Origin of the sequence: Haloactinopolyspora sp. (assembly GCF_027324685.1) — a bacterium.
Lineage (GTDB): Bacteria > Actinomycetota > Actinomycetes > Jiangellales > Jiangellaceae > Haloactinopolyspora.
In genome coordinates this window covers 1-12,705 of the sequence record NZ_DAHVSH010000093.1, presented here as the reverse complement: position 1 = coordinate 12,705, position 12,705 = coordinate 1, and the positions used below count along the sequence as shown (strand labels likewise).

Annotated in this window: 14 protein-coding genes; 9 read left to right on the top strand and 5 right to left on the bottom strand. The window is 70.1% G+C overall.

Features of this window, described 5'->3' with window-relative positions; all coding sequences use genetic code 11:
- Positions 1-346: PPOX class F420-dependent oxidoreductase (locus M6444_RS10505; RefSeq protein WP_298326609.1), on the top strand; the 346-nt coding region annotated here is incomplete at its 5' end.
- On the opposite strand, the gene M6444_RS10500 is transcribed toward M6444_RS10505, so the two are convergent.
- The 4 genes from M6444_RS10500 to M6444_RS10485 all read right to left on the bottom strand — a co-directional run bounded on the left by M6444_RS10500 (position 347) and on the right by M6444_RS10485 (position 2,885).
- Entirely contained in the window at positions 347-1,003 is a 657-nt protein-coding gene (locus M6444_RS10500; RefSeq protein WP_298326606.1) for an NAD(P)H-binding protein, read from the bottom strand.
- A 216-nt stretch (positions 1,004-1,219) separates the two neighbouring features.
- Positions 1,220-1,714, bottom strand: coding sequence for a hypothetical protein (locus M6444_RS10495; protein WP_298326605.1), 495 nt, complete (start codon positions 1,712-1,714; stop codon positions 1,220-1,222).
- Positions 1,711-1,986, bottom strand: coding sequence for a hypothetical protein (locus M6444_RS10490; protein WP_298326603.1), 276 nt, complete (start codon positions 1,984-1,986; stop codon positions 1,711-1,713). The genes M6444_RS10495 and M6444_RS10490 overlap by 4 nt, the downstream gene beginning before the upstream one ends.
- Positions 1,983-2,885 (bottom strand): ADP-ribosyltransferase domain-containing protein, encoded by a 903-nt coding sequence (locus tag M6444_RS10485; RefSeq protein WP_298326602.1) that lies wholly within the window; start codon positions 2,883-2,885, stop codon positions 1,983-1,985. Before M6444_RS10485 ends, M6444_RS10490 begins: the two co-directional genes overlap by 4 nt.
- Positions 2,886-3,020: 135 nt before the next feature.
- Here M6444_RS10485 and tdh point away from each other — a divergent pair, with 135 nt between their 5' ends.
- Both tdh and M6444_RS10475 read left to right on the top strand, forming a co-directional pair.
- Complete coding sequence (gene tdh / locus M6444_RS10480; RefSeq protein ID WP_298326599.1) at positions 3,021-4,052, top strand: L-threonine 3-dehydrogenase; 1,032 nt, start codon at positions 3,021-3,023, stop codon at positions 4,050-4,052.
- A 10-nt stretch (positions 4,053-4,062) separates the two neighbouring features.
- Complete coding sequence (locus M6444_RS10475) at positions 4,063-5,244, top strand: glycine C-acetyltransferase (protein ID WP_298326597.1); 1,182 nt, start codon at positions 4,063-4,065, stop codon at positions 5,242-5,244.
- 60 nt (positions 5,245-5,304) lie between these two features.
- Here the strand turns inward: M6444_RS10475 and M6444_RS10470 are convergent, their stop codons facing one another.
- Positions 5,305-6,459 carry a M20 family metallopeptidase gene (locus tag M6444_RS10470; RefSeq protein ID WP_298326596.1) on the bottom strand — a complete coding sequence of 385 codons (1,155 nt, stop codon included), beginning with the start codon at positions 6,457-6,459 and terminating at the stop codon, positions 5,305-5,307.
- Positions 6,460-6,589: 130 nt separating this feature from the next.
- On the opposite strand from M6444_RS10470, the gene M6444_RS10465 reads away from it, so the two are divergent.
- The 6 genes from M6444_RS10465 to M6444_RS10440 form a co-directional block, all read left to right on the top strand.
- Positions 6,590-7,363, top strand: a complete 774-nt coding sequence (locus tag M6444_RS10465) for a GNAT family N-acetyltransferase (RefSeq protein ID WP_298326594.1) — start codon at positions 6,590-6,592, stop codon at positions 7,361-7,363.
- Entirely contained in the window at positions 7,360-8,016 is a 657-nt protein-coding gene (locus M6444_RS10460) for an SIS domain-containing protein (RefSeq protein WP_298326591.1), read from the top strand. The genes M6444_RS10465 and M6444_RS10460 overlap by 4 nt, the downstream gene beginning before the upstream one ends.
- A 3-nt stretch (positions 8,017-8,019) precedes the next feature.
- The gene (menC, locus tag M6444_RS10455) at positions 8,020-9,138 is read left to right on the top strand and encodes an o-succinylbenzoate synthase (protein ID WP_298326588.1); all 1,119 of its coding nucleotides are present in this window, start codon (positions 8,020-8,022) and stop codon (positions 9,136-9,138) included.
- Positions 9,139-9,140: 2 nt separating this feature from the next.
- Entirely contained in the window at positions 9,141-10,553 is a 1,413-nt protein-coding gene (locus M6444_RS10450; protein ID WP_298326586.1) for an SLC13 family permease, read from the top strand.
- Between the two features lie 11 nt (positions 10,554-10,564).
- Positions 10,565-11,410, top strand: a complete 846-nt coding sequence (locus M6444_RS10445) for a serine hydrolase (protein WP_298326583.1) — start codon at positions 10,565-10,567, stop codon at positions 11,408-11,410.
- Positions 11,407-12,705, top strand: a 1,299-nt coding sequence (locus M6444_RS10440) for an amidohydrolase family protein (RefSeq protein ID WP_298326580.1), incomplete at its 3' end; no start/stop codon positions are given. The genes M6444_RS10445 and M6444_RS10440, both read left to right, overlap by 4 nt.

The following is a 12,705-nucleotide window of genomic DNA, read 5'->3' as shown; positions in this document are numbered from 1 at the left end:
GAGCGCGTTCACGTCGGCCGAAGCCGCGTACCTGCGCAGTGGCCCGGCCTTGGGGCGGCTGGCCACCGTCGATCCGACCGGGCAGCCCCGCATCGTGCCGGTCGGCTGGGCCTACAACGACCACCTCGACGTCATCGAGATCCGTGGCCGGGACTTCGCCGCCACCCGCAAGTACCGCGACGTGCAATCGAATCCCAAGGTCGCATTCATCGTCGACGAGGTGCTGCCGCCATGGCAGCCGCGTTCGGTCATCGTCCACGGCCGCGCCGAAGCCGTCGCGGGACCCGACGTGCACATCCGCATTCACCCGACCCGGGTGATCAGCTGGGGCCTCGAGCCGACCTGATCAGGCCCCCAGCGAAGCCACAGCCTCGGCGATTGGCACGTCGCCGCCGATGAGGTCCAACGTCATTCGGGCCGTCGCCGGCTCGTCCAGCAACGCCAGCAACACCGCAGCGACGTCGTCGCGGGAGATGTCACCCCGGCCTGTCTCCGCGGCGAGCGTGACGGTGCCGGTACCCGGCTCGTCGGTGAGGCGGCCGGGACGCAGGATCGTCCAGGCCAGATCGCGGGTGCGCAGGTCCGCCTCGCTGGCTGCCTTGGCCCGCAGGTAGGCGGCGAACACGTCGCCGGTGCCGGGCGGTGGCTCGCTGTTCGCGCCGAGTGAGGAGATCAGCAGGTACCGCTGGATGCCCGCGGCCTCGGCGGCGTCGGCGACCAGCGCGGCCGCCGCCCGGTCGACGGTGTCCTTGCGGGGGATCCCGCTGCCCGGGCCCGCTCCGGCCGCGAAGACGACGGCGTCGGCCCCGCGCAGTTCGGGGACGAGATCGTCCGCCGTGCCCTTCTCGAGGTCGGCGACCACGGCCGTGGCGCCAACCGCGGCGAGATCACCGGCTTGATCGGCGTTGCGGATCAAGCCGATCGCCTCGTCCCCGCGCAGCGTCAACAGACGCTCCAGTCGCATCGCGATCTGACCGTGTCCGCCAGCAATGACCACTCGCACGACCGCCACCGTAGCCGAAGCTGCGGTGCGTTTCGGGCCAGTGGGCCGCAGAATTTGCCGGGCGAGGCGATGGTTGGCGAAGCCGCCTGGGATGGGCGGTGGTGCGTGGCACGCTGAAGCGTTCCACATTTCCGGCATTTCGGGCGCGGTTGCTCACTTTCAGCGTGCCACGTGGTCACGTTGAGCGTGCCAAGTGGCCGCTGCTCACCCTGCTGGTCAGGCCAGCGGGCCGCAGAACTTGCCGGGCGAGGCGATGGTCATCGAGGCCGCCGCGCTACGTGCGGTGGTGATGGCATCGGTGACCAGGGCTGTCAGAGCTTCGAGCGAAGACGGCAACGCGGGATCGGGTTGTGCCGCGCCGGGGTCGTCGGTGAGCAGCTCTTCAGCGATGTGGACGGTGAAATCGCCGACGAGAACGCTGCTGACGGGTCGCAGAATCGTGCCGGGGAGAAAGACGACTTCGGCCTCGGCGGGGTTGTGGGCGAGGAAGGCGATGTCACGCCCGGTCCGGCCGGCGATCGCGACGACAGCGGATGCGGTGAAGTTCTCGGTGGCCACCCGGGGATCGCGAGAGGTCGCAGTGAACTCGTGAGTGACGAACGTGCTGGCCGGGGCGGCGGCGTCCGTAGAGAGTCCGCGATAGGTGACGCCAGCGGCGGCGGGCAGCTTCTCCAGCGCTGCGAGGAGTTCGTCGGGCGTAGGTCCGGTCACGTGTTCTCGTCCTCGTCGTCGCTGGTGTCTGCCGGCTCGTCGTAGCGGCTGGGCGGCTTCTCGTCGTCGGCGTAGTAGTGAATGGTGCCGTCCGGGTTCATCCGTCCGACGACCTCCCACCCGTCTTGGTGGCGAGCCTTCTCCGGCGCGATGCTCCCGGGCGGGTAGGTCTTGCCCTTCGACTCCTCGCGCGCCTTCTCCTCCGCCTTCTTCATGAATTCAACCTTCTCGTCGTCACTGAGCTGATTGAACTCGTCCCAGTCGAACGTCACGTCGCCTCCACGATTCGGAACCGCCAGCACATCCGGTCATCGTCCCACTCGGCCGACAACACGCGGAACCGCGTGCCGGGCAGGAAAAGGATCTCCGACTCGAGGCCGAAGTAAGAAAGCTGGCTCACGTCAACCCCGGTGCGCCCGGCAATCGTGACGAACGCGTTGCCGCCTTTGCGGAAACCTTCAGCGACGCCGTCATCGACGGAGGTGCTCGTGAATGCGGGGTCACTGACGACCTCGCCCTGCCTCCAGTTCCGCAGCACATGATCAGGCAGGTTGGTTCCGCGAAACGTCGTGCCAGGGACTTGCGGGAGTTTGGCGAGCCCCGACGCGGCGGCTGCGATGCGCTTCTCGATGGCCTCGCGGTCGGCTTCCGGGGTGCTGTCGGGGTCGCGGAGGTGTCCGTTCATCTTCTCCACGCCCTGCACGGTCGTGTAGTAGTGGATCGCGAGGACTTCGTCCACGGTGAGCCGCGGATAGCGCCGGACGACTTCCGCGGCCCACTCGTGGCTTCCCCTGGGGTGCGTGATGTCGCCCAGCGGCGGCAGCGGAGGTGGTTGCTCGTCTTGATCCGGGCGGGTGCCGGACGTGTCGGCGTCCGGGCGGAGCAGCTCCTCGAGCTCGTCGCTGTGGGTCTCGATGGCGTCGACGACCTCGTGCTTCAGGTCATCGAGCGTGCCGAGCATGTCACTCGTGACGTCGTTCAGCGCCGTTTCGAGGGAATTGGCGGTCCCGCGAGGTAGTGCGCTGGTACTGATCGTGATGATCTCGGCCATGGCGGCCCGAAGGGTCGCGTCGACGTCGTCGATCTCGCCCGGCGCCGACGTCGCCAGCGTGTGCAGGCCGTCGGCGCTGGACCGGATCGCGCGATCACGACCCCCCGTCGACGCCGTCATACCTGGGTAAGTCTCGGCAGCAGCTCGGTTGTGACACGCGATCGACCATGCAGACCAGCGAGCCGCCACCGTCGGCGTGGACGTTTCGGTGAGATACGCTCACGACCGCCGCCGCAGAACGAGGGGAAACGTTCGGTGAAAGCACTGGTCAAAGTCGAGGCGAAGCCCGGCGTGGAACTCGCCGAGGTGCCGATGCCGAAGGTCGGACCCAACGAGGCGCTCGTGCGGGTGCTGCGGACCGGCATCTGCGGCAGCGACCTGCACATCGTCAATTGGGACGCGTGGGCGCAGGACAACATCACGCCGCCGTTGATCGTCGGCCACGAGTTCGTCGGCGAAGTGGTCGAGGTCGCGCCCGGCACGCGTGCGGTCCAGGTGGGTGACATCGTCAGCGGCGAGGGGCACATCGTGTGCGAGCGGTGCCGGCACTGCCGCGCGGGCGCTCGGCACCTGTGTCCCAGCACCGAAGGCATCGGCATCCATCGCGACGGCGCGTTTGCGGAGTACATCGCGATGCCGACGGGCAACCTGTGGCGTCATCCCGACGACATCGACCTCGACGCCGCGGCCATCTTCGACCCCTTCGGCAACGCCGTACACACCGCGTTGAAGTTCCCGGTCCACGGCGAGGACGTCCTGGTGACCGGGGCCGGGCCGATCGGCATCATGGCGGGGCTGGTCGCAAAGAACGCCGGCGCCCGCAACGTCGTGCTCACCGACGTCAATCCGTATCGGCTCGAGTTGGCCCGGTCGCTGGACGCAGGCACCACCGTCGACGTCACCACCACCGCACTCGCCGACGTACGCGACCAACTCGGCATGGCCGAAGGCTTCGACGTCGGCATGGAGATGTCGGGTGATCCCAAGGCCTTGCATTCCATGATCGACGCCATGGCCAACGGTGGCCGGATCGCGATGCTCGGCCTGCCGTCCCAGCCGACGACGCTCGACTGGTCGAGCATCGTGCTGCGGATGCTCACGCTGACCGGCATCTACGGCCGCGAGATGTTCGAGACCTGGTATCAGGCGTCGGTCCTTGTGGCCGCGGGCGTGGACATCTCACGCGTGGTCACCCACCGGTTCTCGAGCGCCGAGCACGTCGCGGCGTTCGAGGCGGCCGCGGGCGGACACAGCGGCAAGGTCATCATCGAGTGGGCGAGTCGTTAGGGAGACACCCGTGTACACGACCATGCGCGCACACCTGCGCGAGAACCTGAGCGAGATCCGCGAAGCCGGGCTCTACAAGCCCGAACACGTCATCTCCACACCGCAAGGCGCCCGGGTCGAGCTCGAGGACGGGCGCAGCGTGCTGAACATGTGCGCCAACAACTACCTTGGCCTCGCCGACGACCCGGAGCTCATCGCAGCCGCGAAACGCGGCCTGGACGAGTGGGGCTTCGGCATGGCGTCGGTGCGGTTCATCTGCGGCACGCAGACGATTCACACCGAACTCGAGCGCAAGATCTCGACATTCCTCGGCACTGACGACACGATCCTGTACGGCTCGTGCTTCGACGCCAACGCGGGCCTGTTCGAGACGCTGCTCGGCCCGGACGACGCGATCATCTCCGACGCGCTCAACCACGCGAGCATCATCGACGGCGTCCGGTTGTCCAAAGCGCGCCGGCTGCGCTACGCCAACGCGGACATGGACGAGCTCGAGGCCCGGCTGGTCGAGGCCCGTGACGCGCGGTTCCGGCTGATCGCCACCGACGGCGTGTTCTCGATGGACGGCTACCTCGCGCCGCTGGACCGCATCTGCGATCTCGCCGACCGCTACGACGCGATGGTGATGGTCGACGACTCGCATGCGGTGGGATTCGTCGGGGAACACGGCCGCGGGACGCCCGAGCACTTCGGCGTGACCGACCGTGTCGACATCGTCACCGGCACGCTCGGCAAGGCGCTGGGTGGGGCCAGCGGCGGCTACACCTCCGGGCGGGCCGAGATCGTCGAGTACCTGCGCCAGCGGTCGCGTCCGTACCTGTTCTCCAACTCGGTGGCACCGTCGATCGTGAGCGCGGCGCTGGCCGTCCTCGATCGGCTGGGCGACGGTGCGCAACTGCGGCAGCGCCTGCGTGACAACACCGCGTTCTTCCGGTCCGAGCTGACCGCGGCCGGTTTCGACGTGCTGCCCGGCGAGCATCCGATCGTCCCGGTGATGGTCGGCGACGCCGCCGAGGCAGCCCGGCTGTCCGAGCGGCTGTTCGCCGAGGGCGTCTACGCCGTCAGCTTCTCGTACCCGGTGGTGCCGCACGGCGCGGCCCGGATTCGTACGCAGGTGTCGGGGGCGCACACCCGGGAGGATCTCCAAGAGGCGGTGGCGGCGTTCGTCCGGGCGCGCGACGCACTGAAGTGATCCCACGTCGGTGATCGTTGGCGCGCAATGGCGGCCATAGCGACCAGAACGCGCCAACGATCACCGAAGGTGCGCCAGCACCGCCGCCACCAGCTCCGCGCGCTGCGGCAGGGACGAGATCACGACCTGCTCGTGCAGGGCGTGCGCGCCCGCGCCCAACGGGCCGAGGCCGTCCACCGTCGGAACGCCGAGCGAGCCGGTCGTGTTGGTGTCCGCGGCGCCGGCCGCGGGGTGACCCGAGACGTCCTGGTCGAGCTGGGCACCGACAGCAGCGAACACGTCGACGAGGCGCTGGTCGGCCTCGTGCGGTGACCACGTGGGCCGCCGCGACAGAATCTCGGCCCTGACGTCGGCGCCGTCGCGCACCGGTCGCAGGGCACGCAGCCCACCGAGCACGGCGTCCTCGGATTCCGCGTCGAGGAACCGCAGCCCGATGTCGGCCCAGGCCTCGGCGGGGACGACGTTGGTCTTGCCGCCGCCCTGCACGGTGCCGACGTTGCACAGCACCTCTCCGGGCGCGGCAGCGACGATCGAGCGCACGGCCAGCAGCTGGTCCACCAGTTCGTCGACCGCCGACACGCCCGCCTGCGGGTCCAGCGCGGCGTGCGCCGCTCGCCCCCGCACGCTGATCCGGACCCGCGAGCTGCCCCGCCGGCCCACCTTGAGCGCGCCGTCGGGGTGCGGCGACTCGAAACCGAGCGCGGCCGTCGCCCCGGCGACGCACTCTGCGACGAGACCGGACGACGTCGGTGACCCGACCTCTTCGTCGGCGACCACGAGCACCCGGACGGGTGGGTGCGGCGCCGCTCGCGCCCGCAAGAGCGCCAGCGCGGTCTCGATGACGACGAGTCCGCTCTTCATGTCGTAGACGCCGGGGCCGTAGGCGACGCCGTCGTCGACGCGCCACGGCATCGCGGAGTCGAGGTGCCCGGCCGGCCACACGGTGTCGTGGTGGCCCAGGAGCAGGATCGGCGCGTGCGCGGCCGGATCGCCGGCACCGGGATGGTCGGCGACCAGATGGTCGCCGGTCGCTGCGCTCACCCGGCGCACCTGCGCCCCGAGCTCGTGATGCCGGTCGGCCAGAAGATCGGCGAACGCGTTCAGCCGGACCGGATCGCCCGTCGGCGTTTCGTGCCGGACATAGGTCTCGAGCCGTTCGAGCATGGCGGAGGCGTCCGGGGTGTGCTCGCGCATGTGGTCCAGCATACGTTTCATATCATCGTCCGTCTCTGTATTGATTGACAGCTGACCAAGGTGCTGCCAGCATGCTGGCAGCTCTTTACGTTTCGTATCGATGCCTCAGTTTCGCCATAGTGGCCCCGTCGGATCCGGGGGAGGAACGCGGATGACGCCGACCGACACCCCGGTGGTGACCAGCCTGATCGCTGCTGACGACATGCGCCGCGCCGCGGCGCTCTACCGCCGGGTTTTCGGGTACCAGGATCCCTCGCATTCGGTGAATCCGCGCCTGCTGATCTCCCTGGCGCACAACGGCGGATCGGTCGTGGGCGCACATGCCGGCGGCGAGCTGGTCGCCTTCGCCTACGGCTTCGCCGCCGTCGACGACGATCTGCTGTACCACTACTCGCAAGCCGCCGTCGTCGACTCGCGGTATCAAGGCCACGGGCTGGGCCGGGCGCTCAAACAGGCCCAGCGCGAGGTCGCCATCGCCCACCGGCAGCACCGGATGCGCTGGTCCTACGATCCTGCCCTGACCCGCAACGCTCATTTCAACCTCGACGTCCTCGGTGCGGTGGGGCGCTGGTTCCACGCCGATCTGTACGGCCCACCCGGCACCGACCGCATCGTCGTCGACTGGGATCTGGACGATGAGCAGCGCGACCGCCACGCCCCACCTGCGGCGAGCGCCCCGCCGGCCGCCAGGGCCGGGGGACCGGCCGGGTGGTTCAGGCGGTGCCCGGACGGCGCCGACGTCTGGGTGCCGGTGCCCGAGGACCTGACGGCGGCGGCGGAGCGGCTGGGCCGCACCACGCTAGACGTGCGCCATGAACTCGCCCGAGTGATCAGCGAGTTGATGGCCGACGGCTACGTCGCCGTGTCGTGTCAGCGACTCGGTGGCATGCTTGCGGCCTACCGATTCGTCCGGGAAACCTCGTGACCGGCGGCGATCACGCCGAGAACCGGCGGCTGGCGAGCCCGGGGCAACGCTTCGGTGCTCGGCTGCAACGGCCCTCGTCGGCAGTGGCGTTGCAGTCGCGGGTGATCGACCAGGAGACCCGCAATCTCGCGGAGGCGTTCGACCTGGTGACCGCCGACGGTTCGGTCATCAGCGCCGCCGCGACCATCGTGGCCGCCCGGCGCCGGTTCGTCGCTGGTACGGGCAAAGCCTTCGCCTATGCCTGCCTGCTCTCGGCCGACCTGTCCGCCGGCATGTCCAACGTGACCCTGGTGGACGGCACCGTGGTGCGCCCGCTGGACGTGCTGAGCGACGTGCGCGACACCGACGTGCTCGTGACGGTGTCGCTGCGCCGGTACCGGCGCGAGACGGTCCTGATCGCCGAGCAGTTCGCGCAGGCCGGCGGGACGGTCGTAGCGGTGACCGACGCGGCCGACGCCCCCGTGGCCGGCATCGCGGCCCAGGCCATCGTGGTGCCGACCGGCAGCGCGTCGTTCGCCGACTCGCCGACCGCGGTGGCCGCCGTCGTCCACCTGCTGGCCACGGTGACCACGGCCAGCGCGAAAGGAGCTCGGCGCCGCCTGGCCGAGCGCGACCGCCTCAGCCGCGAGCTCGATCTCTACTGGGAGGGCTGATTCTTGCTCGTCACCGACGCGTCGTTGCACGTCGTCCGGTTGCCCCTGGTCCACCGATTCCAGACCAGCTCACATGCCAAGGACTATCTCGAACACGTGCTGGTCCGCCTGGTCGACGAATCCGGCGCCGTCGGCTGGGGGGAGATCGCTTCGCCGTCACACCCCTACTACTCGTCGGAGACCGTGGACACCTGCCTGTTGATCGCCGAGCGGTACCTGTTGCCGGCGGTCATCGGCCAGCGGTGGGAGCACCCGGCGCAGGTGCCGGAGCTCTGGTCGAGGGTGCGCGGGCACCAGTTCGCCAAGGCCGGTGTGGACATGGCGGCGTGGGTGTTGTGGGCCGAGCACACGGGGGTCCCGCTGGCCAGCGCGCTGGGTGGTACCCGTGGCGAGGTCGTCGCCGGCGTGTCGCTGGGCATCGAGGCGAGCGTGGACGCGCTGCTCGACGAGGTCCGGCGCCAGGTCGAGGCCGGATACCCACGAGTGAAGCTGAAGATCGCGCCCGGGTGGGACGTGGAGCCGGTGCGTGCGGTCCGCGCCGAGTTCGGCGAGCTCTTGCTGCACGTGGACGCCAACGGCGCCTACGGCGAGGCCAGCGACGAGCTGCGCACGCTGCGCGCGCTCGACGAGTTCGGCCTGACGATGATCGAGCAGCCGTTCGCGCCCCGCAATCTGGTTGCGCACGCGGCGCTGCAGCGCGACATCGCGACACCGGTGTGCTTGGACGAGTCCATCGACACCGTCGACGACCTGCGTACCGCCATCGCGCTGGACGCCGGCCGGGTGGTCAACATCAAGGTGTCCAGGATGGGCGGGCTGGGCACCGCGGTCGCGGCCCACGATCTGGCCGCCGAGCACGGCCTCCCGGTGTGGTGCGGCGGCATGCACGAGTTCGGCATCGGGCGGGCCGCCAACGTCGCCTTGTCCAGCCTGCCCGGTTTCACGCTGCCGTCGGACGTGTCGGCCTCGGCGAAGTACTACGAACGTGACATCATCCGGCCACCGGTCGTTGCCGACGCCGGTGTCGTGACCGTGCCCACCGGCGCCGGTCTGGGCCACGACGTGGACGTCGAGTACTTGGCCAGCGCCACGATCAATCGCGTGACCGTCGGGAGCCAGTAGCCATGAGCACGCAACACACCCCCGAGCGGAGCCTGTCCGCCGTCGCCCCGAAGAAGCTCGTCGCTGTCGGCCTGCTGATCGCCTCGCTGATCACCGCGGTCGTGGTGAATCTCGCCACCGACGACCTGCAGCTGTGGGGTCTGCTGCCCATCGTCGTGTACGCCGTGCTGGTCCTGCTCGAGTTGGACGTCGTGCTGGCCACTGGCGCGGCGCTGATCGTCGGGCTGCTGCTCAACGGCGTCGGGCCGCTGGACTTCGGCACCATGATGGCCGAGTCGCTCGGCTCGTTCATCGCCGTCGTCGGCTTGATCATCATGCTCGGCGCCGGGCTGGGCCGCATCGCCGCCGACACCGGCGCGGCGCAGACGTTGGTGCGTGAACTGCTGCATCGCGTCGGCATCGACAGCCCGCTGCGGATCCAGGTCGGCATCATGCTCGCCTCGACGGTCCTGGTCGGCGCGCTGGGCACGCTCGCGGGCGCGAACGCGATCTTGGCGCCGATCGTCATCCCGGTCGCCGCGGCGGTCAGCCGGTCTCGGCCGTCGGTGGCGGCGATGCTGCACGCGGGCGGTGCGGCCGGGCTGATCATCGGCCCGTTCACCCCGCCGGTCGTCACGATCACCGGCGCCGCTGACATCAGCTATGTGCGCTACCTGCTCTCCGCCGGGTTGCCGATGGCCATCGTCACCTGGGGCGTGGGGTTCGCGATGGCCCGCTACATCCAGCGGCGCACCGCCGAGACCGAGCAGTACACCGCCGAACAGATCGCTGGCCTCGACAATCCGGCCGAGCCCACCGCCAGCGAACGGCGGGCGGCGTTCGCGTTCATCGGCACGCTGGTCGCGATGGCCGTGCTCGGCGTGATCCTCGAGGCGGGCTACGCCTACGCCATCGTCGTCATGCTGGTGACGGCCATCGTCACCGCCCTGGCTGGCGGGATGCGCCCGGCCGACGCGTTGAACTCCTTCTACGCGGGCGCGTCGTCGCTGCTGTGGCTGTTCTTCCTGTTCTGGCTGTTCAACCCGTTGCTGACGATGCTCGAGAACTCCGGCGCGTACGAGACCCTGCTCGACGCCCTGGAACCGGCCCTGGCCGACGCGGGTCCGTGGCCGTTCCTGATGCTGGCGCTGGTGGTCGGCTGGATCGGGGTCGCCGGGGCGGCTGTCGCGCAGGTGGTCCTGATCGACGAACTGTTGTGGCCGGTGGCCGCCAGCATCGGCGTCGCGCCCGGAGCGTGGAGCGCGGCGCTGCTCGGCGGCAGCCAGATCGACTGGTTCGGCCCGTTCCCGAACGCCGACATGATCGGCCAGATGGGCCTGGCCCGCTCGGCGAATCTGCGCATGATGCTGCTCAACGGGTGGGCGATCATGGGAGCCAACCTGGTGCTGTTCGCCGGGCTGTTCCTGATTCTGTGAGGCGGGTGGACGTGACGACGACATGGCCGCAGGACGTCGCCGACGGGCTGCGTGACGATCTGGCCCAGCTGGCCGACCGGAGCGCCGGTAGCTGGGCGTTCAGCGTGCGCGAGTCCGGCCGTTCGGTCGTCGCGGTGCACGGCGACGTGGTGATGTCGGCGGCGAGCACCATCAAGGTGGCCCTGATGGCGCTGGTACTCGCCGACGTCGCGGCCGGAAAACGATCCCTGGACGAGCCGTGCCAGGTTCCGGACGATCGCGCCGGCGGCACCGGAGTGTTGGACGTACTTCCGTCAGTGCGCTCGATCCGGCTCGTCGAAACGCTGGAGCTGATGATCGGCGTCAGCGACAACACGGCGTCCAACATGATCATCGACATGCTGGGCCTCGATGATGCGCACGACCGGATCATCGCGCTCGGAGCGCGCTCGACCCGGCTGCGACGCCGGCTGATGGACACCGCCGCAGCGCTGGCCGGCCGCGACAACGTCACCACGGCCGACGACCAGGCGCTCGTGCTCGACTTGCTCGCCGGTCCCGGCCTGCTGCCCGAACCGCAACGCCGGCTCGCGCTCGACATCCTGGGCCGCCAGCAGTTCAACGACCGGTTGCCCGCGGCACTGGGAAGCGACGTGACGTGCCGGCACAAGACCGGGGAGCGGCCGGGGGTGCGCCATGATGTCGGCATCCTCGAGTTCGACGGCCGGCAGGTGATTCTGGCTGCGCTCGGCTCGCAGCTCAGCGATCCCACGTCGCAGGGCTCGGGCACCGGGCCGGCGGGGCAGATCATCGCGACCGCGGCGCGCCTCGTCGTCACGGCGGCGCGCGAGATTCCGCCAGGTGAGGGAGGAACATGAGCGAGCACGAGCTGGTCATTCGTGGCGGTGTCGTCGTGGACGGAACCGGCGGCGGGTCCATGCCGGCTGACGTCGCCGTCGACGGCGGGCGCATCACCACGATCGTGCCGCATCGCCGGGGCGTGGACCGCCCGGCCGGACACCGGGTGATCGACGCCGCCGGTCAGGTCATCGCACCCGGCTTCATCGATCTGCACTCGCATGCCGACTTCACCCTGCAGGGCTGGCCTGCGGCCACGACACAGATCCACCAGGGCGTCACGACGCTGTTGACCGGCAACTGCGGCTGGTCGCCGTTCCCGGTGGGCCGGCTCGACGAGCTGATCGCCGCGACGGCGTTCCTCGACCCCGAGCTGGCGTGGGCGTGGACCGACGCCGACGGGTTCGCCGCGGTGGTCGACGAAGTCCGCCCGGCGATCAACATCGCGCTGCAAGCCGGGCATTCGTCGCTGCGGCTGGCTGCGATGGGCGGCGACGAGCGCGCGGCCGGCGAGCCGGAGCTCGCCCGGATGACGGACCTGATCGACGAATCCGCGCGGGCCGGCGTGCACGGGTTCTCCACCGGCCTGATCTACGCACCGGGCACGTATGCCGATGCCGACGAGGTCCGTCGTCTGGTGGCCGCCGCGGCGGCACGCGGGCTGCTGTACTCCACGCACATCCGCAACGAGTCCGACCGGCTGGCCGAGGCTGTACGCGAGGCCATCGACGCCGCAGAGTCCGGCGGCGCCCGGCTGCAGATCTCACACCTCAAAGCGATGGGGCCGGCCCACCACGGTGACGTCTCGCACGCTCTCGAACTGATTGACGCCGCCGCCGCGCGAGGCCTGGACGTGGCCGCCGACGTGTACCCGTACACCGCGTCGAGCACGACGCTGACCGCCCGGCTGCCCACCTGGGCCATGGACGGCGGGGCGGCCGGCCTGCTGCGCCGCCTGGCCGACGCCGGCCAGCGCGACAAGCTGCTGCAGGAGCTGCGCGACAGCGCGGGCCCGGACGGTGCCGACGTCGTCCTGGCCGAGCTCGGGCCGGGCCGTTACGCCGACGCCGTGGGCACCAGCATCGCCGACGTCGCGCGCGCCGACGGCGTGGATGCCGCGGAAGCGGTGCTGCGCGTGCTCGAGTCGCACGACGCGTCGGTGGCCGTGGTCAACCACGGGATGAGCGAGGACGACGTCGTCACCGTCCTGCGCCACCCTCGTGTCGCGGTCGCCAGCGACGGCTGGGTGCTGCGCCCACACGGCACCGGGCGCCCGCACCCGCGCAGTTTCGGCACGTTCCCGCGCGTGCTCGGC